At 67.4% G+C, this 23,583-nt stretch carries 20 protein-coding genes and 1 pseudogene; 4 read left to right on the top strand and 17 right to left on the bottom strand.

What is annotated here, in order from left to right:
• Window positions 1-59 precede the first annotated feature (59 nt).
• Together KVF89_RS02495 and KVF89_RS02490 are read left to right on the top strand one after the other, a co-directional pair.
• On the top strand, window positions 60-251 hold the full coding sequence (locus KVF89_RS02495; protein WP_372497841.1) for a WS/DGAT domain-containing protein: 192 nt from the start codon (window positions 60-62) through the stop codon (window positions 249-251).
• Window positions 252-341: 90 nt separating this feature from the next.
• Window positions 342-2,036 (top strand): GMC oxidoreductase, encoded by a 1,695-nt coding sequence (locus tag KVF89_RS02490; protein WP_257423067.1) that lies wholly within the window; start codon window positions 342-344, stop codon window positions 2,034-2,036.
• Between the two features lie 85 nt (window positions 2,037-2,121).
• Here the strand turns inward: KVF89_RS02490 and KVF89_RS02485 are convergent, their stop codons facing one another.
• The 13 genes from KVF89_RS02485 to KVF89_RS02425 are packed head-to-tail and all read right to left on the bottom strand — an operon-like array spanning window position 2,122 to window position 15,271.
• Window positions 2,122-2,949 carry an SDR family oxidoreductase gene (locus tag KVF89_RS02485; RefSeq protein ID WP_257423065.1) on the bottom strand — a complete coding sequence of 276 codons (828 nt, stop codon included), beginning with the start codon at window positions 2,947-2,949 and terminating at the stop codon, window positions 2,122-2,124.
• A 14-nt stretch (window positions 2,950-2,963) separates the two neighbouring features.
• Complete coding sequence (locus tag KVF89_RS02480; RefSeq protein WP_257423064.1) at window positions 2,964-4,472, bottom strand: aldehyde dehydrogenase family protein; 1,509 nt, start codon at window positions 4,470-4,472, stop codon at window positions 2,964-2,966.
• On the bottom strand, window positions 4,469-5,524 hold the full coding sequence (locus KVF89_RS02475; protein ID WP_257423062.1) for an ABC transporter ATP-binding protein: 1,056 nt from the start codon (window positions 5,522-5,524) through the stop codon (window positions 4,469-4,471). The genes KVF89_RS02480 and KVF89_RS02475 overlap by 4 nt, the downstream gene beginning before the upstream one ends.
• Before the next feature lie 59 nt (window positions 5,525-5,583).
• Window positions 5,584-6,171, bottom strand: a complete 588-nt coding sequence (locus KVF89_RS02470; RefSeq protein ID WP_257423060.1) for an Rv1363c family protein — start codon at window positions 6,169-6,171, stop codon at window positions 5,584-5,586.
• A complete protein-coding gene (locus KVF89_RS02465; protein ID WP_257423058.1) occupies window positions 6,138-6,671 on the bottom strand; it encodes an Rv1363c family protein in 534 nt (177 codons plus the stop codon). Before KVF89_RS02465 ends, KVF89_RS02470 begins: the two co-directional genes overlap by 34 nt.
• Window positions 6,668-7,990: an MCE family protein gene (locus KVF89_RS02460; protein ID WP_257423056.1), complete on the bottom strand. Its 1,323-nt coding sequence runs from the start codon at window positions 7,988-7,990 to the stop codon at window positions 6,668-6,670. Before KVF89_RS02460 ends, KVF89_RS02465 begins: the two co-directional genes overlap by 4 nt.
• Complete coding sequence (locus tag KVF89_RS02455; protein WP_257423055.1) at window positions 7,990-9,237, bottom strand: MlaD family protein; 1,248 nt, start codon at window positions 9,235-9,237, stop codon at window positions 7,990-7,992. Before KVF89_RS02455 ends, KVF89_RS02460 begins: the two co-directional genes overlap by 1 nt.
• Window positions 9,234-10,439: an MCE family protein gene (locus tag KVF89_RS02450; protein ID WP_257423053.1), complete on the bottom strand. Its 1,206-nt coding sequence runs from the start codon at window positions 10,437-10,439 to the stop codon at window positions 9,234-9,236. The genes KVF89_RS02455 and KVF89_RS02450 overlap by 4 nt, the downstream gene beginning before the upstream one ends.
• Complete coding sequence (locus KVF89_RS02445; RefSeq protein ID WP_257423051.1) at window positions 10,436-11,422, bottom strand: MCE family protein; 987 nt, start codon at window positions 11,420-11,422, stop codon at window positions 10,436-10,438. The genes KVF89_RS02450 and KVF89_RS02445 overlap by 4 nt, the downstream gene beginning before the upstream one ends.
• Window positions 11,419-12,462 (bottom strand): MCE family protein, encoded by a 1,044-nt coding sequence (locus KVF89_RS02440; RefSeq protein WP_257423050.1) that lies wholly within the window; start codon window positions 12,460-12,462, stop codon window positions 11,419-11,421. The genes KVF89_RS02445 and KVF89_RS02440 overlap by 4 nt, the downstream gene beginning before the upstream one ends.
• A 1-nt stretch (window position 12,463) precedes the next feature.
• Complete coding sequence (locus KVF89_RS02435) at window positions 12,464-13,633, bottom strand: MCE family protein (protein WP_257423049.1); 1,170 nt, start codon at window positions 13,631-13,633, stop codon at window positions 12,464-12,466.
• 5 nt (window positions 13,634-13,638) lie between these two features.
• On the bottom strand, window positions 13,639-14,499 hold the full coding sequence (locus KVF89_RS02430) for an MlaE family ABC transporter permease (RefSeq protein ID WP_257423048.1): 861 nt from the start codon (window positions 14,497-14,499) through the stop codon (window positions 13,639-13,641).
• A gap of 1 nt (window position 14,500) precedes the next feature.
• The gene (locus tag KVF89_RS02425; protein ID WP_443689992.1) at window positions 14,501-15,271 is read right to left on the bottom strand and encodes an MlaE family ABC transporter permease; all 771 of its coding nucleotides are present in this window, start codon (window positions 15,269-15,271) and stop codon (window positions 14,501-14,503) included.
• Window positions 15,272-15,708: 437 nt separating this feature from the next.
• Here KVF89_RS02425 and KVF89_RS02420 point away from each other — a divergent pair, with 437 nt between their 5' ends.
• The gene (locus KVF89_RS02420) at window positions 15,709-16,905 is read left to right on the top strand and encodes a PucR family transcriptional regulator (RefSeq protein ID WP_257423043.1); all 1,197 of its coding nucleotides are present in this window, start codon (window positions 15,709-15,711) and stop codon (window positions 16,903-16,905) included.
• Window positions 16,906-17,419: 514 nt separating this feature from the next.
• On the opposite strand, the gene KVF89_RS02415 is transcribed toward KVF89_RS02420, so the two are convergent.
• The 4 genes and pseudogenes from KVF89_RS02415 to KVF89_RS02400 all read right to left on the bottom strand — a co-directional run bounded on the left by KVF89_RS02415 (window position 17,420) and on the right by KVF89_RS02400 (window position 22,074).
• The gene (locus tag KVF89_RS02415; protein WP_257423041.1) at window positions 17,420-19,048 is read right to left on the bottom strand and encodes a long-chain fatty acid--CoA ligase; all 1,629 of its coding nucleotides are present in this window, start codon (window positions 19,046-19,048) and stop codon (window positions 17,420-17,422) included.
• A gap of 83 nt (window positions 19,049-19,131) precedes the next feature.
• Window positions 19,132-20,334: an NAD(P)/FAD-dependent oxidoreductase gene (locus KVF89_RS02410; RefSeq protein WP_257423040.1), complete on the bottom strand. Its 1,203-nt coding sequence runs from the start codon at window positions 20,332-20,334 to the stop codon at window positions 19,132-19,134.
• A gap of 11 nt (window positions 20,335-20,345) precedes the next feature.
• Window positions 20,346-21,731 (bottom strand): annotated as a pseudogene (locus tag KVF89_RS02405) (cytochrome P450); the annotation flags it as partial.
• Between the two features lie 22 nt (window positions 21,732-21,753).
• Window positions 21,754-22,074 carry a 2Fe-2S iron-sulfur cluster-binding protein gene (locus KVF89_RS02400; protein ID WP_107766994.1) on the bottom strand — a complete coding sequence of 107 codons (321 nt, stop codon included), beginning with the start codon at window positions 22,072-22,074 and terminating at the stop codon, window positions 21,754-21,756.
• A gap of 104 nt (window positions 22,075-22,178) precedes the next feature.
• Here KVF89_RS02400 and KVF89_RS02395 point away from each other — a divergent pair, with 104 nt between their 5' ends.
• The gene (locus KVF89_RS02395) at window positions 22,179-23,198 is read left to right on the top strand and encodes a helix-turn-helix domain-containing protein (protein ID WP_257423036.1); all 1,020 of its coding nucleotides are present in this window, start codon (window positions 22,179-22,181) and stop codon (window positions 23,196-23,198) included.
• Window positions 23,199-23,583: the final 385 nt, after the last annotated feature.

The following is a 23,583-nucleotide window of genomic DNA, read 5'->3' as shown; positions in this document are numbered from 1 at the left end:
TTGGTCAGCTCGCGGCCGTCAGTTACGCCTCGCTGCTCCTGGCTTCGATGGTGACCCACGTGGGTCTCGCATCCGTCGGCGCTCTGCTGCCCGATCCCTTCAGCTTCAACCTCGTCGTCAGCGACGTCCCCAGCCCGACGGAGGACTCCTTCTTCCGCGGCAGCCGTCTCGGGGGGATGAACCCGGCATCGCCGCAGCTCGACGCCGCCACCCTCAACCTCACCCTGCTCTCGTACGCCGGAAGCAGCTGACTGCCTGCACGCAGATCCGTCAGATCGGCGCGGAACTGCCGGTCCGCTGCGCCGCTCGCGTCGAACCCCTCACCGAAGGATCCACATCCCATGACCACGACCCACTACGACGTGCTGATCATCGGCTCCGGCTTCGGCGGCTCGGTAACCGCCATGCGTTTGGCGGAGAAGGGATACCGCGTCGGGGTGCTCGAAGCGGGCAAGCGCTACGACACCGACGACCTGCCCGCCTCGTCCTGGGACACCCGTCGGTTCGTCTGGGCGCCACGGCTCGGCTGCTTCGGCATTCAGCGTATCCACCTGCTGCGCGACGTCGTCATCTTGGCGGGCGCCGGGGTCGGCGGAGGGTCGCTCAACTACGCGAACACCCTTTACCAACCCCCTGCCCCGTTCTTCAACGATCCACAGTGGGCGCATATCACCGACTGGCACGCCGAGCTGGACCCGCACTACCGGACGGCACGGCAGATGCTGGGTGTCACGCAGAACCCCCACGTGACGCCTTCGGACGAGGTGCTACGCGAGGTCGCGCGCGACATGGGTGTGGAGCACACCTTCACGCTCACCCCCGTAGGCGTCTTCTTCGGAGAGCCCGGCAAAGAGGTGCCCGACCCGTTCTTCGGCGGGGCGGGGCCGCGCCGCACCGGCTGCACCCAGTGCGGGTCGTGCATGACCGGGTGCCGGGTCGGGGCGAAGAACACCCTGGACAAGAACTACCTGTACTTCGCGGAGAAGCTCGGGGCTGAAGTACGTCCCCTGACCACCGTGGTCGACGTGCGCCCGCGCAGGGGAAGCGGGTACGTCGTCGACGCCGTCCGCACCGGCAGGTCCGTGCGCCGGCGCCGCAACCGGCAGTCATTCACGGCCAACCAGGTCGTCTTCGCAGCGGGCACCTACAACACCCAAAAGCTGCTCCACCGACTCAAGGCCACTGGCTCCCTGCCGTACATCTCCGACCGGCTAGGCACGCTGACCCGCACCAACTCCGAATCGATCCTCGGGGCGAAGTCCCGCGATCGATCCAGCGACTTCACGCGTGGCGTGGCCATCACATCCTCGATCCACCCCGACGAGTTCACCCACATCGAGCCGGTGCGCTACGGGAAGGGCAGCAATGCCATGTCCCTGCTCCAGACCGCCCTCACCGATGGGGACGGCCGCGGCCCCCGGTGGTGGCGCTGGCTGCGGACGATCGCGACCCAGCCCTCGCACCTGACCTGGTTCAGTCCGCGACGGTGGTCGGAGCGGACGGTGATCCTGCTGGTGATGCAGACGCTGGACAACTCCATCACGGTGCGGTCGAAGAGGAACCTCCTCGGTCGCCACACGATCACCTCGGGACCCGGCCACGGAGCACCCAACCCAACCTGGATCCCCGTCGGCAACGAGGCCACCCGTCGCGTCGCCGAAAAGATCAACGGCGTGGCCGGCGGATCCACGGGGGAGATCGCCAACATCCCGATGACCGCTCACTTCATCGGCGGGTGCGCCATCGGGGACTCCCCGGAAACGGGGGTCATCGACCCCTACCACCGCCTCTACGGCCACGACGGGATCTTCGTCGTCGACGGCTCCAGCATCTCGGCGAACCTGGGCGTCAACCCCTCGCTGACGATCACCGCACAGGCCGAGCGGGCCGCCTCCTTGTGGCCCAACAAGGGCCAGCCGGACGAACGTCCCCCGCTGGGCGCCGACTACCAGCAGATCTCCGCCGTCGAGCCGGAGCGGCCGGCCTTCACCCACCCGGAAGCGTCCGTCGCCGAGGGCGGCCAGCACCACAGGTAAGCCCCAGACTGGAGACGACCGCGAGGCGGCGTGGCGCTCGCGGTCGTCCCGGATGGCTCCGTGGCGCGAGATTACGCCGGTGGCATCAGCTGCGACCGACCCGCTCCACGTAGGCCTGACGCGCCGCGGTGTCCACGCGGTCGAGGAAGACCGTGTCGGTCCCGAGCATCGCCCCAAGCTGGGTCGCGAGCCGCTCGGGAACGAACTTCATCGCCGCCACCATCGTCCCGGCGATACGCGTGACTCGCACGAAAGGTCGCGGGCGCTCGATGAGATCCGCCGTGGCGCGCGCGATCTCCTGCGGCTCCGCGTTGCGCATGCCCTTGGCTCCGCTCGTCCCCGAGACCAGCTCGGTGTTGGTGAAGGTCGGACGCACCGTGGACAGGGCGACACCCGACTTGCGGTACTCCTGCCTGGCGGCCTCGGTGAACCCGATGACCGCGAACTTGGTCCCGCAGTACGTCGCCAGCCCCGGGACCGGGAGCTCCCCGGCCAGTGAAGCCGTGTTGATGATGTGCCCCTGTCGCCGGGGCAGCATCCGCTGCAGGGCGATCTTGGTGCCGAAGATGACGCCCAGAACGTTGATCTCCACCTGCCGGCGGGTGACCTCGTCTGTCTCCTCGTGCACGTGCCCCGTCGGCATGACGCCCGCGTTGTTGATGAAGACGTCGATCGGCCCCAGTGCCTCCTCGGTCACGTCGAGAAAGGACGCGATGGAGGCAGGGTCGGTGACGTCCAGGCGCACCGCGACGTCGAGGTCGAGCTCCTCGGCGGCCACCTTGAGCTGGAGCTCGTCGATGTCCCCGATGGCGACCCGATGACCGCGCCTGATGAGTTCCTCCGCGGTGTGATAGCCGATCCCCCGGGCGCCCCCGGTGATGGCGACCACTCGTCGCTTGTTCATTGTCGTCATGGTTCCTCTTCCTTTCAGAGGCCGAGTCGCTGCCGCAAGCCACGACCGGCGGCCAGGCGCAGCACTCGGCCGGCGATCGCCGTACGCCGGGCGGAATACGGGTACCAGGTGAGCTCTTTGGTGGCCAGCGGAATCCGCGGCTCAGTGATCGCTTGGACGCGGCAGTACTTCCGCAGACCCTGCGCGCCACCCAGGCGTGCACCCAGGCCTGAGGACTTCCAGCCGCTGTGAGGTAGCCCCACGGCGAACAGGTTGCTGAAGACGTCGTTGACGTTGACCGCACCTACCTCGAGCTGGTCGGCGATGCGCCGGCCGCGGGAAACGTCTCGTGTCCACACGGTGGCCGAGAGCCCGTACTCGGAATCGTTGGCCAGGGCCACCGCCTCGGCCTCGTCGGCCACCCGCATGACCGGCAGCGTTGGCCCGAACGTCTCCTCGGTCATACAGACCATGCTGTGGTCGACGTCGACGAGCAGCGTGGGAGCGAAGAAGTTGCCCTCGTCGCCCCGCGCCCCGCCGACCAGCACGCGCGCACCGGACTCCTGGGCCTCCCGCACATGCCGCTCGACCGTGTCCACCTGCGTCCGGGTCACCATGGCGCCGACGTCGTCGCGGGCTCGAGAGCCCTGCTTCAGCGCTCCGAGGGCCGCTTCCACCTTCTCCACGAACCGGTCGTAGACCGCGTCCACCACGTAGACCCGCTCGACCGAAATGCAGACCTGACCGGAGTTGAAGATGCCGCCCCAGACGATCCCGTGCGCCGCCCGATCCAGGTCGGCGTCCTCAAGCACGATGGCAGCGTCCTTGCCTCCCAACTCCAAGCTGACCGGCTTGAGCAGCTGAGCACAGCGAGTGGCCACCCGACGACCCGTCGCCGTCGAGCCCGTGAACTGGACGAAGTCGACAGCCTCGACCACCGCTTCTCCGGTCTCCCCCGCCCCGGCAACGTGCCGCAGGACCGGCGGGGCGCCGATCTCGTGCCACCCCTCGATGACGCGCGCGCAGGTCAGCGGGGTCATCTCCGACGACTTCGTCAGCACCGCACACCCCGCTGCGAGCGCGGGCGCTGCGTCCATCAGGAAGAGGGTGATCGGGAAGTTCCACGGGATGATCAGTCCGACCAAGGGGTAGGGCCGATAGCTGCGGGTCAGCCGCTTCGGGAGGCTGAGTAGTCCTCCTGCCCCCACTCGTTCGGGGGCGAGGAACTCCTTCGCATGGTCAGCGTAGAAGGAGATGAACTCGCACGAGCCGGTTGTCTCCACCAGCGCGTCCGGGCGGACCTTGCCGGTCTCTGCGACGAGCAGGTCAGTGAGCTCATCGGTATGGTCGAGGATCCAGCCCCGCCACTTGCGCAGCCAAGTGGCTCGCGCAGCGGGACCCATGTCGCGCCACGCGACCTGTGCCTCGCGCAGCTCCTCGCCGGCGGCGCGCACGCGGTCGCGGTCGACGATCGGGATCGATCGGAGTGCTTCGCCGTCGGCGGGACGACGGATCTCCAGGGTGGGTGCGGACGGGGCGTTCATGAGACTTCCTCGAGGTCGGTGACGGTGCCCGGCAGGGCCTGGTTTGCTGCGCCGTCAGACGACGGCCGCCGTGGGAAGCGGTCGGCCTTCGGCGGAGTGCGCGGGACAGGAGCGGTCGCGATGTCGCTAGCGAAGGAGTACGGAGGCGGGGTGATCCCGTGCTCGCGACACCAGGCACCGGGCTCGCGCTGGCTGCGCCGAGGGATGCCGTTGGACGGCTCCTGCTGAAGCGGGATCGGGGGCAGCGGCGGCAGCTCCTGGCCCTTCTCCGCCTCGAGCTCGTCGGCGTCCTTCTCCTCGGACATGCCGATCGGGCCGACCCGCTGGGCGTTGAGGAACTGCCGGACCACCGGCTCCTCCGAGGACAGCAGCATCTCGCGCGGGCCGAACATCGCCAGGTGCCGGTGGTAGAGCAGCCCGATGTTGTCGGGCACCGTGCGCGCGGTGTTGACGTCGTGGGTCACGATCAGGAACGTCGCGTCGATCTGCGCGTTGAGGTCGATGATCAGCTGGTTGAGGAACGACGTACGCACCGGGTCGAGACCGGAGTCGGGCTCGTCGAAGAGCACGATCTCGGGGTCCAGCACCAAGGCGCGGGCCAGACCGGCGCGCTTGCGCATCCCGCCGGAGATCTCACCGGGCAGCTTGTCCTCGGCACCGAGGAGACCGACGAGGTCCATCTTCTCCATGACGATGTCGCGGATCTGGGACTCGGACTTCTTGGTGTGCTCACGCAGCGGGAACGCGACGTTGTCGTAGAGGTTCATCGAGCCGAACATCGCGCCGTCCTGGAACAGCACCCCGAACAGCTTGCGGATCTCGTAGAGCTCCTTCTCCGAGCAGCTCGCGATGTCGGTGCCCTCGATCAGGATCGAGCCCTTGTCCGGCTTGAGCAGCCCGATCAGCGTCTTGAGGAAGACCGACTTCCCGGTGCCCGACGGACCCAGCATCACGCAGATCTCACCGGCCGGGATCGTCAGCGTGACGTCACCCCAGATGAGCTGCTTGCCGAAGGACTTGCTCAGGTGCTCGACCTTGATCTCGACGCCCATGTCAATGCTCTCCGCTCGATGGCTGGTGGTGGGGTGATCACGTGTGGCGCCGGGACGCGTCATCGGGTCTCGAGCCCTGCGATCAACCAGTCCGAGTCCATGCGCTGCATGGTGACCTCGACCCTGCTGCCGCTGACGACGGGATCGGGCGAGCTCCGGCTGGTGGTGGACTGGGTCAGGAAGACGAGCACCACTACCTCGTCGTCGCTCTCGACCGAGACGACTCCGGCGGCATTGACGTTCGCCTCGGTGATGATCCGACGCTCCGTCGCCGCGGTGCGCACGACGTCGTCGATCAGGTCGCCGTACTCGTCGGTGAAGTCGCCGGCCGTCTGGTCCAATGCGGTGTCGAGGTCTTCCTCGAGCGTGGCGTAGCGGTAACTCAACAGCAGCGGGACGCGCTCGCGGACCGCCGCCACGGCCTCAGCGCCGACGGAGTTCCGGTCGTCGAGCTGATCGACCCGCCAGGCCGCAGCCCCGGCCGCGCCGGCAAGCACCACAGTGAGCACCCCCAGCAGCGTCACCAGTCGACGACGCCGCGGGCGCCCGGCGCCCGCTGGGACAGACAGCGAACCGGAGAGCGACCCGGCATTCTTCTCCGTCGCCTGCCTGATCATGCGACGAACCTCAACGCCGAGACCAACCACGAGCCCTCGACCTCCTGCAGCTCCACCTCGAGGCGGTAGCTGCGCGGCTCCGGCTGCCGGGCGCTGCGGTTGTCCACCGTGCCACGAGCCGCCACAATCACCGTGGCGCTCTCGTCTGCCAGGCTCACCACGCCCGTGGAGACGACCTCGCCGGTGGCCTCGACCTCGTTCTCCACGACCTCCTGGCGCAGCCGGTCGGCCTGGTCGCGCAGGTCGTCCCGGAAGGTCGCGGTGGCCCCCTCGATCAATTCCTCGAGGTCCTCGCCCGTCGTCCGCGCACTGATGGTGATCAAACCCACCACCTCGTTCTCCGCCGCCTCGACCACGTCGGCGCGAGCCTGCTCGCGTCCCTCCGCCTCGCGCCAGGCCAGGCCCCGCTCCACGGCGGCGCCGAGTGCAACTACCAGGAGGACGCCCAGCAGGGTCCACACCAGGACAGCACGCCCTGCACGGGGGGTGACGTCCGAGGGGACGTCCGAGTTGGACACCTCATCGGTCATCGCACACTCACCGGTCCTAGCACGAGCTCCTGCCATCCCTGTCCGGCCGACGGCTCCTGCGACGTGTCACCTGCCAGGCCTCGGCGCAGGTCCGAGCCGCGTGATACACCGGCCCCCTGCGGCCAGACGCCGTTCCCGAACTTCAGCCCGCACGAGGAGGGCAGGGGGCCGCGTCCACCCCCCTGGGGGCAGGGCAGCAGCCGGGCACCTCGCACGGACTTGGGGTCCTCGTCGGGCACCGTGCAGTGGGCCAGGCGGTCGACGTCGCGGAACTGGCTCACCGACGGATCACGACGCTCGGCAGCCGGCAGGTAGCCCTGCGAGCAGGCCGGCGGGTTGTTCACGTTGGCACGTAGGTCGAGGTTCACGTCACCGAACTCGGCGCGCGGGTTAATGGCACTCTGCAACCGTGCGACGGTCACCGGGTAGTAGACTAGACCTTCTTGGATCTGCGGCAGGTAGGTGTTGAGCACCTCCGCATTGGTCGTGAGGTTGGTGACCAGCAAGGGTAGCGTCGGCTGGAGGTCCGTCACCAGCTCGCTGGCAGCCCTCAGCCCCTCCGGGCCCTGGGACAGCAGGGCGCGCAGGTCCCGGTCCCGTCCCGCGAGCTCGCCGCTGAAGGACGCAAGGGACTGGGCGTAGCTCAGGGTGGTGGACCGAAGGTCCTGCTGGGTGCCCAGGACCGGCTGAGCGGACCTGATCAGTGACCTCGTGACGGCCAAACGCTCCTGGGCTGTTCGGAGGAGTTCGTCGGCGTCGTCGATCGTGCTCGCCAGGTCAGGACCGCTTCCTGCGAGCCCCTGGTCGACCTGGTTGAGGACACGACGGGTCCGCTCACGCGGGACGGACTTCAGGAGGTCGTTCAGCGACTCCAGCAGGGGAGTGATCTGTGGCATCTCTACGGTGCGGTCCGCGGGGATGACGTCGCCGTCGCCCAAGCTGGTCGACTCTTCCGGGTCGGCCGCGCCTTGTGATGCGGGGACGAGATCGACGTACTGCTCACCGATCGCCGAGGTGCTGTGCAGCTCCGCGACCGCATTGGCCGGGATGTCGTGCTCGTCGTCAATTCGTAGGACCGCGACGGCGCCACCGTCCTCGATCTCGAGGTCAGTCACCTCGCCGACCGTGACGCCTTGGTAGGTCACCATCGCCTTGGGGTAGAGACCGCTGGCGTCGGGGTACTCGGCACGAACCTCGTACACGCCCACGCCCATCGTGGCCGGCACGCGGGCGTACACGACCACGGCGAAGAATAGCGTGACGACGGTGAGGAGAGCGAAGACGCGGAGCTGACGCTTGATCAGGGACGTGAGGACCATCAGCAGTCTCCTAGGAATCCGAGCAAGCAACTTCCGCCGTCGTCGGCGTCTTCGTCGTCGTTGACACCTTCGGCGTCGTCGTCCTCGGGTGCTCCAACGCCGCTCTGGCCGCCGTTGCCGCCGTTGCCGCCGTTGCCTGACCCGCCGCCGGCGCCAGGCTCCTGGAGGGGATCCAGCAGGGGGTTCCCGGACTGCAGCGAGGGCAGCTGACCGCTGCCGAGCAGCAGGTCGGCCAGGCTCCGGGTACTGACGTCGATGGTGGCGAAGAGGTTGGAGTAGTCGCCGCGCAGCGTCTTCTCCGTGGTCATCGCGGGGAAGGGGATCGTGATGGCGATCTTCAGAGCCTCGGGAAGCCGGGTGGCCGCCTTCCCCAGGTTGCTCAGGATGGGTCCCAGTGAGGCCAGGTTGGCCAGGATCGCCTCCTGACTGGCCTGGATGACCCCGACGGCCCGCGTGCTGGCGCGTCCCGTGGTCGTCACGGCGTCGACGAGCCGTGCTCTCTCCCCCTCCAGCGCCTCCAGCCCGGGACCCACCTGGTCGATGGCTCGGGCGATGACGTCGCGGTCGTCTGCCAGACCCCTGCTGAGACGCTCCAGGGATTCCAGGGCGCGGATGATCTCACTCTTGGTGTTGTCGAGGACACCCAGCAGCTCGTTGGAACGGTCGACGAGGTCGCGGGCGTCCAGTTGCCGCTCATCCAGGGCAGTGGTGAGCTCGCCGGTGATCGTGCTGATCTGCGAGAGGCCGCCGTTGTTGAGCAGCAAAGCCACACCCGCCAGCACCTGCTCGGTTCCTGGCGCCTGACCGGTGCGCACCAGTGGCACCTCGTCCCCCTCGGCGAGTTGGGTCGAGGGTGACGCTTGGCCGTCCGAGGCCGGGGAGTCCACATCGACGTACTGCGCGCCGAGCAGGGTCTTCTGCCCGATGGTGAAGCGGGCATCATCGCTGATCGGCACCGAGTCGAGCAGTCGGATGTCGGCGACTGCGTGCCAGTCCTCGACCCTGATGGCCGTCACGGTACCGACGACCACGTCGTCGAGGAGCACCTGGGAGTTCGGGACGAGGTTCTCCACGGCCTCGAAGTGAACGGTGACCCCGTAGCCGTCCGACCCCGTGGCGACCTGACCGGGAAGGGTGTTCTCGTTCGGCTGGAGGGCGCATCCTGCCGTCAACGGCACCAGCAGGGCGCCCACGGCGACCCTCCGCAGCGTCCGGGCCCGTCGGGGCATGCCGGTGGATGTCGTCATGGTGTGCCTCCGCTTGCGCCGGTCAGCAGGCCACCGAGGGTCTGCAGGAGGTCGATCTCGATGCCGGCGAGACCGGGAACCGGCAGGTCGTCGTCGCCCGGCTCGCCGGCGTTGACGCCCGGGACCACCTCCTGGTCCAGGCTGTCCAATCCCAACGTCGCGAGGATCGGCTCGAGGACCGCCTGGCACTGGGCCGCGGTACCCCCAGCGCCGAGGATGGCGCCACAAAGCAGCTGCGGGAGGCTGTCCAAGGCGCTGAGCGTGGCACGTCCCTTGAGCGCCGAACCCTCAACGATGTTCGCCAGGTTGATGAGCGCGTTGGTGCCGATGTGCAACGATCCCGCCAGCTCGTCGGAGCGATCGGCAAGCGCGGCTGAGAGCAGGTTGACCTGCCGGACTGCGGTCGAGATCCCCTCGCCATTGATGTCGATGAATTCCCCCGTTGCTCGGAGCGTCCCGGCCAGGTCACGCAGGACCCTGGTGAGGGCGAACCTGTTGCGCTCGAGCACCTCGCCGACGGCGTCGATCTCCTCGGCGAATCCTCGTACGGCTTGGTCGTTCAGGGCCAGCGCCCGGGTGAACGTGTCGAGGTTCTCGATCGTGGTGAACAGGTCCGACCTGGGGTCGGACAGGGCTGCGGCAGCAGTGCGCAGTCCGGCGATGGCGCGTCGGACCTCGGTGCCGTTGCCGGCCTTCAGACTCTCGTCCAGGGCCACCACCGCACGGGACAGCGCCCCCCGCCCGGAGGCCTGGGTAGGCCCCAGAGCTCCTGTGAGGTCCGTCAGCTGTTGCTTGACGTCGTCGAAGGTGACCGGCACGGCGGTGCGGTCGACACCGATCGTGGCACCATCTTTCATCTGGGGTCCGCCGGTGTAGACGGGCTCGAGCTGGACGAACCGACCGCTGACCAGGCTGGGCGAGACGATGGCCGCTCGCGCGTCGGCGGGAATGGGTTGGTCGTCCTGGATGGTCAGCTCGACCTCGACCCCGGTCTCGAAGGGCGTGATCTCGCTGATCGTGCCTACGGGCACGCCCAGCACTCGCACGTCGTCACCGACGTACAGTCCCTCGGCGCTGCTGAAGGTGACGTCGATCGTCGTGTCACCACCGCGAACCACGGAGATACCCGCCGCTACCAGCAGGCCAAGGACGAGGGGAACAGCGAGGCGGCGCACCAGGCCGGCATTCAACACAGCGGTCATGGGAGGATTCCAGACAAGATCGGCGCCAAGGTGGCGGGGTCGGTGAGGTTCTGGATGTAGGCGTCGAACCACGGTCCGGTGGACGCGGCGTCGCCGAACGCGGTGGCATAGCCCCGCAGACCAACGAGCGTGTCCTGGATCGCCTTCTTGTTGCGGTTGAGGACGGCGACGATGTCGTTGAGCTGACGCAGGGCAGGCCCGATGACCTGGGCGTTCTCCTCGAGCACGGCACGGAGCTGCGCCGCCAGCGCCTGGGCGCTGCTCAGGAGGTCCTCGACGACTCGCTGCCGCGCATCCAGCTCCGCGAACAGCGACTCGCCTGCGGTCAGCAACGAGGCCACCTGTTGGTCGCGGTCGGCCAATACGCCGGTGACCCGGGTGGCTCGGTCCAGGAGCGTGGCGAGCTGGTCATCGTTGGCGGCAATCGCCCTGGAGATGTCCGTGATGCCGCGTAGGGCAGGGCCCACGGATCCCTGCGAACCCTCGAGCACGCTCGAGGCCTGGTCGATGGCTCGCTGGAGCGCTTCCTTGTCGATCTGCCCGCTCTCAGTCGTGAGCTGGTTCAGGGCGCTGGTGATGCTGTACGGCGAGTCGGTGCGCTCGACTGGGATCGTCTCCCCGGCCTCGAGGTCGCCACCACCGGCAGGCACGAGCTCCACGGCGGCACGGCCCAGCAGCGTTGTGGTGATGATCCGGGCCTCGGTCTGGTCACCCAGCTCGACGTCCGGGTCGGTGAGCGCCAGGTCGGCCTCCACCACGCCGTCCTCCAGCGTCACTTCGCGCACCTTGCCGATCTCGGCGCCCGACACCACCACCGAGTCCCCACCACGAAGTCCCCCGGCCTCAGCGAACCGTGCGTGGATGACCTCGCTGTTGCCCACCAGGGGCAGGCGGTTGAGGTTGAGGCTGGCGAGGACCACGAGCACGATGAGCATGGTGCCCATCAGCCCGCGGCGAGCACGTTCGTGCAGCAAGCCGCTCATCGCTGACACCTCTCTGCGTCGGAGTTGATCCACGGGGTCAACACCGGGACGCCGGCTGCCGCGTCGGTCTGAAGCCGAACGCCGCAGAGGAAGAAGTTGAAGAAGTTGCCGTACGAGCCGGCGTTCTGCAGCTTGCGGTAGTGGCGCGGCAGCTGGCGGAGCACGGCAACCAGCTCCTCCTTCTCCAGGTTCAGACCCCGCGCCGCCTCGGTCAATGCGCGGAGGTCGGGCGTGAGGTCACCGCGCGCCCGACCCACCAGTGCGGACGCCTCGCGAGCGAACTGGTCGATCTTCTCGGCGGCGATGAGGATCTCGGTGTCCTGCTCGTCGAAACGGGTCAGGACGACGTCGAGTGCATCGATCAGCTGGCCCACCTCGTCGCGACGGCCGTCGACGGTCTCCAAGACCTCGTTGAGGTTGCCGATCACCTGGGTGATCAGCTGCTCACGCTGGGCGATCGCAGAGGTGAAGGAGCCGACTCGGGTCGTCAGCGTCTCGACGGCCGACTCCTGACCCTGGAGGACCTGGACGAGTTGCTGGGACAGCTCGTTGACCTGGGTCGGGTTAAGGCCGGCGAAGAGCGGCTTGAACCCGTTGAGCAGCGTGTCGAGATCCAGCGCCGAGGCGGTATTGGCGATCGGAATCATCCCGCCCGCAGCCAGCTTTGTGCCGGTGCCCGCGCCCTCGCTCGCCATCTGGACGATCCGGTCGCCGATGAGGTTGCGGTACTCGATCGTGGCGGTCGTGCCGTCGTCGAGGACCAAGGAGTCGTCGACCTCGAAGCTGACGACAACGGTGCTGTCGGGCCGGACGTCGATGTCGGTGACCTGACCGACCCTCACCCCGGCGGCGCGGACCTGGTCGCCCTCCTGCAGGCCTGAGACGTCGTCGAAGGCAGCCCGGTAGGTAGTCGCACCACCAGAGCGGTACTCGCTCGTCACGGCTGCCACCCAGAAGGTGACGAGGGCCGCGACGACGAGGAAGATGACCAGCCGAACGAGGTCGGCCCGTTCCTTGAGACGCACTGGACTCGTCGCCACGTCAGCGACCTCCTATTCCCAGAATGTCGAGGATGTCGGTGGAGCTGCGCGCCCCGGAGTCCGTCTCCTTGAAGGGATTGACCCCCGTGTCAAAGGTCGGCTGATATGTCAGGGAGGCTTCTCCCGGGGTCACGTAGGGCAACCCGAAGCAGTTGGGCCCGCGGTCCTCGCCCAGAACCTTGACATCGCCGGGGAAGGCGTAGGGCTCCCTGCCGCGCACCACGTGCGTGAAGGTGGTGATGCCCGGGTTGGTGCCACCCACCGCGAGCTCGGCCAGCTCGTTACCCTTCGCCAGACCCTCGATGAGGCAGGGCAACTCCGGGGAGTAGCGGGCCAGCGTCCCGGTTACGGGGTCGAGCAGCCGCAACGACGTGCTGAGACCCGGGCCGCTCTCGCGCAGAAGCGAGTCACCCTCGCCGCTGAAAGAGGTGAGGCTGAGCTCCAGCGCGCGGAGCGAGGCCTGCTGCTGGACGACGGTCTGCAGGGTCGTGGCGGCACCGTCGAATGTGGTGATGAGGTCCTCACGGGCCAGGTCGTAGACCGCTGCGACGTCATCGATTCGGCGGAGGTCCTCGCTCAGGGCAGGCAGGGAGGGGTTGAAGGAGGTGAGGTAGGTGTCGGTCAGGGCGATGAGCTCGCCGAGGACCTCACCACGCTGGTCCAGCGCCCCCGCGACGGCGTTCAGCGCCTCGCTGAGCTGGGCGGGCCGGGCAGCCTCGAGCACCCCGGTGAGGTTTGTGAATGCCTCGTCTACCTCCACGGTGGTGGCGGTCGCGGCGATGACGTCACCGGCGCGGATCGGTTCGGCGTCCCCCTCCTTGGGCGCGCTCAGCTGGACGTACTTGGCTCCGAACGCCGTCGGCGGGACCAGTCGCGCGGTGACGTCACGAGGGATGGAGTCCACCTCGCTCGGGTCTAGCTCGAGGCTGATCTGCGCACGATCGCCGTCGACGGAGACATCACTGACGGCTCCCACCACGACGCCGTGGAGCTTCACCGGAGCACCGGGGGCCATGGTGATGCCAGCGCGATCGGCCGTCACCAGGACGTCCACGGAGGGGCGGAAGACGCCGTTGTACTGCATGACGGTCCCCACCAGGACCGCGGCCACCAGCAGTACCATGGCCAGACCGGCCAGGAGCTTCTTGTCGATGCCTCGAACGGTAGGCATGTACTTCACCCCGCGATGCGGACCGACGGTCCGCCCCACACGGCGAGCGCGAAGATCAGGTCGACGAACATGGTGGCGATCAGCGCCGACCGCACGGCCCGACCCACGGCCTGACCCACGCCCGCCGGCCCGCCACTGGCCCTGAAGCCGTGGAAGCAGCAGACCGAGACGATCACCAGGGCCATGAGCAGGACCTTGATACCAGCCAGGAACAGGTCGGTGGGCACCAGGAACGTGTCGAAGTAGTGCTGGTACGTGCCGGCTGCTTGTCCGTAGCCGACCGTGACCACCAGCCGCGTGGCGAGCCAGCAAGACATCAGGGCGATCGTGAACAGCGGCACGACGGCGATCAGGCCGGCGATGATCCGTGTGGTGACGAGGTAGGGGATCGGCGGCACGGCCATCACCTCGATCGCGTCGATCTCCTCACTGACCCGCATGGCCCCGATCTGGGCGGTGAAGCCGGCGCCGACCGTGGCGGTGAGCGCGATGCCGGAGATGATCGGGGCCACCTCCCGGGTGTTGAAGTACGCCGAGAAGAAGCCCGACAGCGCAGAGACGCCGATGTTGTCGAAGGAGGTATAGGCCTGCAGGCCCACCTCGATGCCGGACGCGGCCGTCAGGAAGCCGATGACCAGGACGGTGCCTCCGATGAGGGCCAGGGCGCCCGAGCCCAGGGACACCTCGGCGAGAAGCCGGATGATCTCCTTCGGGTAGCTGCGGATCGTGCGAGGCACTGCTCGATAGGCCGCTGCGTGGAAGCCGAGCTGGTCGCCGAGGTCGCGCAGACCCTGGGCGGGCCGGCGCACGAGCGCGCGCCCGTTCAGGTATAGCCGCTCGCGCGAGGTCGGGGCGTGGACCGCCATGTCAGGCTCCCAACTTGATCTGTAGGAAGAGGGCGCTGATCACGCTGTTGGCAGCGAACAGCAGCATGAACGCGAAGACGACGGTCTGGTTGACCGCATCCCCCACGCCCTTGGGGCCGCCCTTCGCGTTCAGACCGAGGTAGCACGCGGTCAGACCGGCCAACATGCCGAAGACCGCAGCCTTGATCTCGGAAGTGATGAAGTCCGCGAGACCCACGAGCAGGGTGAGGTCGGAGATGTAGAGGCCGGGCGTGGCTCCCTGGAGGATGACCGAGAAGATGTAGCCGCCCACGAGGCCCACCACGGTCACCATGCCGTTCAGCGCGACGCCGACTAGCATGGAGGCGAGGACGCGCGGCACGACCAGCCGCTGGATGGGGTCGATGCCGAGGGTGACCATGGCATCGATCTCGTCTCGGATCTTGCGCGAGCCGAGGTCGGCGCAGATCGCCGTGGCACCGGCGCCGGCCACCACCAGGACGCTCACGATGGGTCCGATCTCGCGGACCACCGCCACGGCCGCGCCCGCTCCCGCGAGGTCGACGGCCCCGATCTGGATGAGGAGCTGGTTGACCTGAAAGATGATGACAACGCAGAAGGGAATCGCGACAAGGAGAGCCGGCGCAAAGGACACGGTCGTGATGAACCAAGCCTGCGACACGAACTCGCGGAACTGGAACCGGCGGGTGAACATCTGCTTGAAGACGTTGCCCGAGAACGTGTAGAAGTCCCCGAACGTACTTAGGGTTCGGACGAAGATGCTCGACCCCATGGCCTCCTTGGCGATCTCCCGCGAGCTCGGCGTCAAGCCGGATGGTCCCTGCCGCTGGACAGCGTCCGGGGAGGGAGTCGTCGTCACCACTGGGCGACGCGGCCCATGGTGACCTTGGCCGACCAAGGGGTGGCCCTGCCGTAGCACCGCTGAGGCGGACCCCCTGGACGACGCGCCATCTCGACCTGCATCACTCGAATAGCCCTGGGCAACGCTCCTGTCGCGGCAGTGTCGACCCGCGTGTCCATGCGCTCACCCTTTCGGCTCGTCGAGATGTGACCACGATTACATAGGCTTGGCGCGGCGCTCGTCTCGTCAAAGACGCCGAAAACGCGACTCATCCTTGTAGATTTGCACAATCATGGCGGTCGGTGGGCCGTCCATTCGAGTCGAGGAGCCCGATGCCGACACATCCGCTGCCGTGGGTCGAGGAATGGGTGACCCGGTTCGTCCTCGACGAGTCGAACGCCAGCCAGGTCGACGCCTGGGTGGAGCGCACCGCCCAGAAGATCCTCGAGGAGATCCCAGAGCTGGCGTCCCGCCCCGGCCTCCCCGACGAGATCGAAGAGGCGATCCGCGAGCACTGGATCTGCTTCCTCGGTCAACTGACCCAGCCGCGGATGGCCTTCACCCTCGTCCCCGCCGCCGTGCACATCGCTCGCGGATCTGCCCAGACGTCGCTCCCGCTCGACACCCTCAACCGGATGTACCGCATCGCACAGCAGAGCACGTGGAGCTACACCACAGAGCTGATCGCCGAGATCGACGATGCACGATCCGAGCGCGCGGATCTGCTCATCTTCCTGTGGGAGCGGGCGTCCGACTGGATCGATCGTTCCATCAACGAAACCAGCCGGGTCTACCACGAGGCACGCCGTCGCATTGAGATCGGGCGGAACGCTCGCTGGATGGAAACGGTCTCCCGGGTGCTGGACGGTGAGGTCCTGGACAGCCGGTGGCTCTCGTCGGAGCTAGGCGGATACCCCGTGAGCGGCTACCACACCGCCTTCGTCCTGGCTGCGGGCGAGGAGCAGGACGCTGTGGAGTCGCTCGAGGAATCGTGCCGACACCTGGCGGCAGACGCCGGGCTGCGGCCGTCGCTCGTGGTGCGTCCGGGCGGACGTCAGGCGTGGATGTGGGCTTCCACAAGTCGACAGCTACCCCCCGCCGCGGAACTCGCGCTTTCCAACAGTCCCGCCGGAGACCTGCGCGTCATTGTCGGGCCGAGCAGACCTGGACTGGCTGGTTTCGCATCCTCGCACCGCCAGGCACGGCGCACCCTGGACATCGTGCACCCCGACAAGCGGGGCGTCTTCCTCTACGCCGATCACGAGGCACTCGTGCTCCTCGGGTGCAACCAGGAGGTGGACGACTTCGTGCGGCGCACACTGGGCGGCCTGGGCGGCCCCTCGGACCACGAGGCCAGCCTCCGGGAGACCGTTGCGACGTATCTGGCCCTGGGCGGCAGCGTCGATCGGACGGCAACAGACCTGTCAGTGCACCGCAACACCATCCGCTACCGTCTCCAGAAGGCGACGAGCCTCCTGGGCCGGGATCTCGCGCCGACGAGCAGCGAGGTGGCGCTCGCTCTGCGTCACCTGGAGCTGAGTCACGACGGGCAGTTGGCACATTGACCTGGGCAACGTCACGAGGCCAGCAGTGTCAGGCCGGGCCGAGTAGGACACTCGCTCACAAACCCTATGTCACGCGGCCTCCGAAAGGAGGGGGTTGGACCGTGTAGGTCGGGGTCGTAGGGCTCCTGGTCGTGCCAGCAGCGCCACAGGATCCTGGCCTAGCCTTGGGCCGGGACCCTCGCTGCGTGGGGGTGACGGCAGCCGCGGGCTCAGGCCCGGTCGTAGGTGTCGCCTTGCCCAGGTTTTCACGCGTGGTGCGTCTTGTGGCTAGCCGAGGAGGGCGCGGGGCCCTGCCACCGGTGTCGAACTGACCGAACAGCCTGGTCGCTACGGCGAAGTCGTGCTGTAGCACGGCAAGCAGCCGGTTGTGCACCGCAATCCGCTAACCGATCAGGTCGCGACGGGCTGTACCAGCACCCGCAGCGTGATCGTCTCGTCACGCCAGTGACCCGATGGGCCCCGGAGCGCAGACAAGCGACCTGCTCCAGTCTGCGCCTCACGTCCATCAATGAGCTCAGACCTCAACGACCGTGAGGACGCCGGCGGCGTGCTGGGCACGGAGCACCTTCTTGTCGAACTTGCCAACCGACGTCTTGGGCACCTCGGACACGAAGCACCAACGCTCGGGCAGCCACCACTTGGCAACCTTGCCCTCCAAGAAGTCCCTCAGCTGCGAAGGGGCCACCTTGGCGCCCTCCCGCACCACGATCACGGCGAGAGGGCGCTCCTGCCACTTCTCGTCCGGCACGCCGATGACCGTCGCCTCCAGCACGTCGGGGTGACCGGCGAGCAGCAACTCGAGCTCCACCGAGGAGATCCACTCGCCGCCCGACTTGATGACGTCCTTCGCGCGGTCGGTCAGGGTGACGAAGCTGCGATCGTCAATGCGACCGACGTCTCCCGTCCGCAACCACCCATCGTCGAACTTCTCCGTGTCCTCATCGCCGACGTACGCCCCGGTGATCCACGGGCCACGCACCTGGATCTCCCCGACCGACTCACCGTCGTGCGGCACCTCATTGCCCTCGTCGTCCACCAGCCGCAGCTCGACCCCGGCGACCGGCCGGCCCTGCGAGGCCCGCAGCGCCCAGTGCTCCTCCCCGCTCACCGACGCCGGAGGCCGCGCGATGGCAGCCAGCGGCGAGGTCTCCGTCATCCCCCAAGCCTGCACGATCTGCACGTCATACTTCGCCTGGAAGACCTGCATCAGGTGCAGGGGCACAGCCGACCCTCCGCATGCCACCAGCCCCAACGAGGAGATATCGTGCCCGGGGTTGGCCTCGAGGTAGTTGAGCACGTCGCTCCAGATCGTCGGCACGGCACCGGCGACCGTGGGGCACTCACTGGAGATAAGGCGGACCAACGGCTCTGCCTGGAGGAACCGGTCGGGCATGACCAGGTCGGCCCCAGCCATCAGAGCCGCGTAGACCAGCCCCCAGGCGTTGGCGTGGAACATCGGGACGATGGCCAAGATCGCATCGTCACCGCCGACGCTCAGCCCGTCGGCGGCGCACGCCGCCATCGAGTGGAGGTACGTCGACCGGTGGCTGTACGCAACGCCCTTCGGGTTGCCCGTCGTGCCCGAGGTGTAGCACATCGCCGCGGCCGAGAACTCGTCGACCTCCGGCCAGTCGAATGTCTCCGGCTGGCCGGCGATGAAGTCCTCGTAGGCCACCACAGTGACGCCGTCACGCTGCAGCGGCGCGAGGTCGACGCCGCCCGTCACCACCACCGTGCGCACTTGGGCGAGCTGGGACAGGACCGCCGCCAGGAGGGGGGCCAGAGTGCCGTCTACGAGCACCACCCGGTCGTCGGCATGGTTGGCGATGTAGACCAACTGCTCCGGGGCCAGGCGAGGATTGAGAGTGTGCAGGACCGCGCCCATCGAGGGCACCGCACAGTAGGCCTCGACATGCTCCTGGTTATTCCACATGAGGGTCGCGACCCGCTCGTCGCCCGTCACACCACAGGCGCGCAGGGCGTGAGCCAGCTGCGCCGACCGGCGACCCACGTCCGCGAACGTGCCGACCTTGACCGAGCCGTCCGGCTGGAGCGTCCGGACACGAGCGGTAGCGTGCACGCGCGAACCGTGCCGCAGGATTGCGGCGGTCGTGAGGGGGATGTTCATCATGGTGCTCTGCATCGAGGTTCCTTCGGGGTAGTGGCGCGATTCGGAGCCTGGGACACGACAGCCGGCCCGCGTCGGGTGGGCCAACAGGCGGGACCTCAGGATGCGCGGGCGGCCTTGAGCTGGGCCCGGTCGACGTCGAGCCCCCGACTGATCACCTGCTTAGCCTTCATGAAGTCCCGCGGTCGGTTCACGCAGTCCGCGGCCAGCAGCCGGCCCTGCTGGAGGTAGTAGCAGGTGAAGTCGCGATCACGGGTGGGGTCGCCACTCAGAACGAGCTCGTCGTAACCGGTGTTCAACCCCGCTATCTGCAGCTTGAGGTCGTACTGGTCAGACCAGAACCACGGCAGCGCTGCGATAGGGCGCTCTTTGCCGCACAGTGTGGCTGCTGCCGTCTTGGCCTGTTCCCCGGCACTGGGCACAGACTCCAGCCTCACGAGTCGGTCGTAGCGAGCCATGCGGTGGCTGGCACAGTCACCGGCGGCGACGATTCGAGGGTCGCTGGTGCAAGCCAGGTCGTCAATCACGATTCCGTCCTCGACTAGCAGGCCAGCATCGGCGGCCAACTCGGTGTTGGGAACCAGGCCCACACCGACGATCACGAGGTCGGCTGGGATCCGCTCACCGCCATCCAGGACCACCTCACGGACGCGGTCGTCGCCGGCCATGGCCTTGACGAGGGCGGCCGTTCGGATAACAACACCGGCGTCGCGGTGGACGCGCTCGTAGAATGACGAAACCTCAGGTGCCGTGACCCGCTCGAGCACGCGCTCAGCGGCCTCCAGGACCGTCACCTCCAGACCGAGTGCCCGCAGGGACGCGGCTGTCTCCAAGCCGATGTATCCACCGCCGACGATCACGGCGTGGTGACCCGGGGCCGCCCAAGCCCGGATCGAGGCGACGTCCGCGAAGGTCCGGAGGTAGAAGATCCCCGACAGATCGATGCCGGACACGGACAGGCTGCGCGCCCGGCCCCCCGTGCACAGGGCGAGACCGGCGTACGCCATCGTCGTGCCGTCGCTCAGCACCACCTGTTGCGCCGCACGATCGATCTGCGTGACCGTCCCCTGCACGAGGCTGATGTCGTGCTTGTCGTAGAACTCCGCCTTGCGGATGGCGAGCTCTTCCAGGCTGCTCTTGCCAGCGAGGTAGGCCTTGGAGAGAGGAGGACGTTGATAGGGCAGCGCCGGCTCGTCACCGACCGCGACGATCTCTCCCGCCCAACCCTCCTGCCGGAGTCCGGCCGCCACCTGGACACCGGCATGGCTGGCACCGACGACCAGCGCCCTCCCCTCGGTCACGCGTCGGTCTTCGGCGTCAGCTGGACCATCAGCCTGCTGATGCCGCGCACGAAGTTGGACTGGACGTACTCCGGTTCGTCGACGACCTCGATCTTGTCGAAGCGCGGCAGCAGCTCCTCCCACAGGATTCGCAGCTGCATCTCCGCCAGTCGGTTGCCCATGCACCGGTGGACACCGAAACCGAAGGAGATGTGGTTGCGAGCGTTGCGCCGGTCGATAATCAGGTCGTCCGGCCGGTCGAACACGCGCTCGTCGCGGTTGCCCGAGGCATACCACATCACGAGCTTGTCTCCCTTGCGGATGAACTGTCCGTTGAGCATCGTGTCCTTCTTGGCCACGCGGCGCATGTAGGCCAAGGGTGTCTGCCAGCGGATGATCTCCGAGACCATGTTCGGGATGAGGTCGGGGTTGGCCTTGAGCTTCTCGAACTGGTCGGGGAACCGGTTCAGTGCGAGGACACCGCCGCTCATGGAGTTCCGCGTGGTGTCGTTGCCGCCGACGATGAGCAGGGTGAGGTTGCCCAGGAACTCCATCGGACGATCGATCAGGTCCTTGGTGTCCTCGTTGCTCTGCAGCATCGTGATCAGGTCGAAGCCCGGCTCCTCGCCGGCCGCGAGCCGCGCCTCCTTGTCGCGCCACAGGGCACTCAGCCCTCGCGCTGCGTCGACGAACCCGCGGAACACCTCATCGTTGTCCGAAGGACCGCCGTTGGCCTGCTCCATAGAGCTAGCCAAGTCTGACCACTCGACGAGCTTTCGGCGCTCCTCGTAGGGGAAGTCCAGCAAGGTTGCCAACATGCGCGCAGTGAGCTCGATCGAGACGCGGTCGACCCAGTTGAAGGGCTCACCGATCGGGAGATCGTCTAGCACCTCTTGGACGCGCGAACGGATCAGCCCCTCCATCTCCCGCAGATTCTTGGGAGCCACGACGCCCTGGACGGCAGCGCGCTGGCGGTCGTGCTTGGGCGGGTCCATCGCAATGAACATGGCGACATCCATGAACCGCGGGGGCTCGCCGATGATAATGAAGGGCTCCGCCGAGAAGGTCTCATGGTCCTTGTCAACTGCGACGATATCGGCGTGCCGGGTGACCGACCAGAAGGGACCGAAAGGGCTCTTGGCCTGAAAGTGCACGGGGGCCTCGTTGCGCACCCGCTCGAAGTACTCCTGCCACCTACCCTGCCGGTACAGGAACGGGTTGCTCAGGTCGATATCGGCGAGGGCGACCTCCTCCACGGGGGGGATGGGCTCCTCAACGAAGATCTTTTGTCCGTTGGTCCGTGTCACGAAACGACGGGTCTTGTCGTATAGGTGCGCCCCACGGATCTGCATCTGCATAGGGACAACGAACTGAACTCGCTCAGTCACGGCGTCGGTCACGGTAGTCAGGGTCGTCATGGCGCGGTCTTCCTCTCGACGGTCACATCTGGAATTCGGGGAGTCGAACGACGAGGCCGTCCCAGTTCTCGCTCACGCGCATCTGGCACGCCAGACGAGACGCCGGCTCGCGCTCGGGGTTCATGGCGAGCATCTCCTCCTCGACCGGACCTGAACGGCCGACCTCGGCGACCCACTGGTCATCGACAATCACGTGGCACGTGCCACACGCGGCCTCTCCGCCGCAGTCGCCGTCGACCCCGGGCACCATGTTGTCGACCGCGATCTGCATGAGGGACGCACCCTCCTCGAGGGGTGCCTCGCGCTTCTCTCCGTCGTGGGAGATGAAGGTGACATCTGACATGAAACAGCTCCTTGCTCGAACGTGAGTCAAGTGTTTGCGCTCCGGTGGCGCTGTGGCTATGGTCACCCGCGTCAATATGTTGTGATTTCGGCTCAGGAGGCAGGATGAAGGCTCACGAGCCCGGGGTGCCTCCGCTGGCGTTCGTCCAGCTCTTGAACAGCGACGCACTCGAGCCCGACGCCGTGGCCCACTTTCGTCGGATCATCGACCACCAGGGGACGTCCGAGCTGGATCTGGTCCGGCACGACCGACAGGTGCCGATCCGCTGGTTCCGCGAGGTCTACCCCGACCTCGACCCCGAAGGCGCCACCCACCTCGGGCTCGCATTCGCCGAGAGGGCCCAGCTGACCTCGTTTGGTCCCTTGAGCCTTCCCCTGGTCAGCGCTGGATCCGTCACCGAGGTCTTCGAGCTGCTCGGGTACCTGCCCGTCATCTCCGGGGCCCTTCGCCCCCACTTCCACCAGGGCCAGCGCAGCCTGACGGTAGGCCTCAGCGGCCACACCGGCGACCCCGATCTCGACTGCCTGGTCATCACCTACGGTGGCGCGGCTTTGCTTCGACTGCTCGACATGCTGGCCGGCACGCTGCCAGGCGTAACACTGCACCTGGCCTGGAAGGCCCCCCAGTTTCCGGAGGGCTACATAGATCTCCTGACCGGACGTCTGGCATTCGACGCGCACGCATCCTTCATCGACGTGCCCGCCGAGACGCTTCAGGCCCGCTGCCGATTCCCAGACCCGCTTGCTTACCGCCTGGCCATCGCCGAGCTGAGCCGCACGCTTGAGCGGAACACCAGTGCCGCCAGCGTTACGGAGAGCGTGAGGCGACTGCTCGAGGAGGATCCCGGGCGTAGCAGCAGCCAGGAGGTCGCAGCACTCCTCGGCGTCTCCACCAGCACCATGAAGAGACGACTTGACGACGAAGGGACGACCTTCCGGGAGGTTCGACAATCCCTACTACGCGAGAGGGCCATCGTCCGACTGCTCGACCACTCCCTAACGATCAGTCAGATCGCCGTCGATCTCGGCTACAGCGACCTGCCGAACTTCTCTCACGCCTTCAGGCGCTGGACCGGGCAGTCGCCAAGCGAGTTCCGCAAAGTGGGTCGACGCGGACCGGGGTGAGGATGCGCAAGTAAGGAACGCGCCCGTCATGGCCATCGATAGCCAGCTCAACAGAACTGCGGCGTGGGACCTGGGGCAGGCCACCCGCAGGAAGTGAGCATGACGTGGTGACGAATCGAACTGCGAGCCTGGTGGGCCCGCGCAACGAACTGTTGGTCGACCATGTCGGATCACCAGACAGCTCGATCCGCGATACGCGGTCGATGAGTTCGGTGAGGACGGCGTGGGCTTCCATCCGTGCCAAGGGTGCTCCGACACAGAGGTGTATTTGACTTCGACCTTCGGTCGAACGTGGCGGGCGATGAGAATCGGCGGTGACGCTCGGCGACGTCGGCACACACTGGTGCGGGTGAGCCCGTAGAGGTGTATGGCGTGGGGCTCTCGG

This window comes from Nocardioides carbamazepini (assembly GCF_024614185.1).
GTDB classification, from domain to species: domain Bacteria; phylum Actinomycetota; class Actinomycetes; order Propionibacteriales; family Nocardioidaceae; genus Nocardioides; species Nocardioides carbamazepini.
Note: the sequence above shows the minus strand (reverse complement) of the source record. Positions and strands in the feature narration are given on the sequence as shown.

What these genes read in the sequence shown, in the direction of transcription:
- KVF89_RS02475 (WP_257423062.1), bottom strand. Translation starts at nt 5,524, where the DNA reads ATGGGCGTCGAGATCAAGGTCGAGCACCTGAGCAAGTCCTTCGGCAAG.
- KVF89_RS02400 (WP_107766994.1), bottom strand. Translation starts at nt 22,074, where the DNA reads ATGTCAGATGTCACCTTCATCTCCCACGACGGAGAGAAGCGCGAGGCA.
- KVF89_RS02395 (WP_257423036.1), top strand. Translation starts at nt 22,179, where the DNA reads ATGAAGGCTCACGAGCCCGGGGTGCCTCCGCTGGCGTTCGTCCAGCTC.
- KVF89_RS02490 (WP_257423067.1), top strand. Translation starts at nt 342, where the DNA reads ATGACCACGACCCACTACGACGTGCTGATCATCGGCTCCGGCTTCGGC.
- KVF89_RS02415 (WP_257423041.1), bottom strand. Translation starts at nt 19,048, where the DNA reads ATGCAGAGCACCATGATGAACATCCCCCTCACGACCGCCGCAATCCTG.
- KVF89_RS02465 (WP_257423058.1), bottom strand. Translation starts at nt 6,671, where the DNA reads ATGACCGATGAGGTGTCCAACTCGGACGTCCCCTCGGACGTCACCCCC.
- KVF89_RS02430 (WP_257423048.1), bottom strand. Translation starts at nt 14,499, where the DNA reads ATGGCGGTCCACGCCCCGACCTCGCGCGAGCGGCTATACCTGAACGGG.
- KVF89_RS02445 (WP_257423051.1), bottom strand. Translation starts at nt 11,422, where the DNA reads ATGAGCGGCTTGCTGCACGAACGTGCTCGCCGCGGGCTGATGGGCACC.
- KVF89_RS02480 (WP_257423064.1), bottom strand. Translation starts at nt 4,472, where the DNA reads ATGAACGCCCCGTCCGCACCCACCCTGGAGATCCGTCGTCCCGCCGAC.
- KVF89_RS02450 (WP_257423053.1), bottom strand. Translation starts at nt 10,439, where the DNA reads ATGACCGCTGTGTTGAATGCCGGCCTGGTGCGCCGCCTCGCTGTTCCC.
- KVF89_RS02435 (WP_257423049.1), bottom strand. Translation starts at nt 13,633, where the DNA reads ATGCCTACCGTTCGAGGCATCGACAAGAAGCTCCTGGCCGGTCTGGCC.
- KVF89_RS02460 (WP_257423056.1), bottom strand. Translation starts at nt 7,990, where the DNA reads ATGGTCCTCACGTCCCTGATCAAGCGTCAGCTCCGCGTCTTCGCTCTC.
- KVF89_RS02455 (WP_257423055.1), bottom strand. Translation starts at nt 9,237, where the DNA reads ATGACGACATCCACCGGCATGCCCCGACGGGCCCGGACGCTGCGGAGG.
- KVF89_RS02425 (WP_443689992.1), bottom strand. Translation starts at nt 15,271, where the DNA reads ATGGGGTCGAGCATCTTCGTCCGAACCCTAAGTACGTTCGGGGACTTC.
- KVF89_RS02485 (WP_257423065.1), bottom strand. Translation starts at nt 2,949, where the DNA reads ATGACGACAATGAACAAGCGACGAGTGGTCGCCATCACCGGGGGCGCC.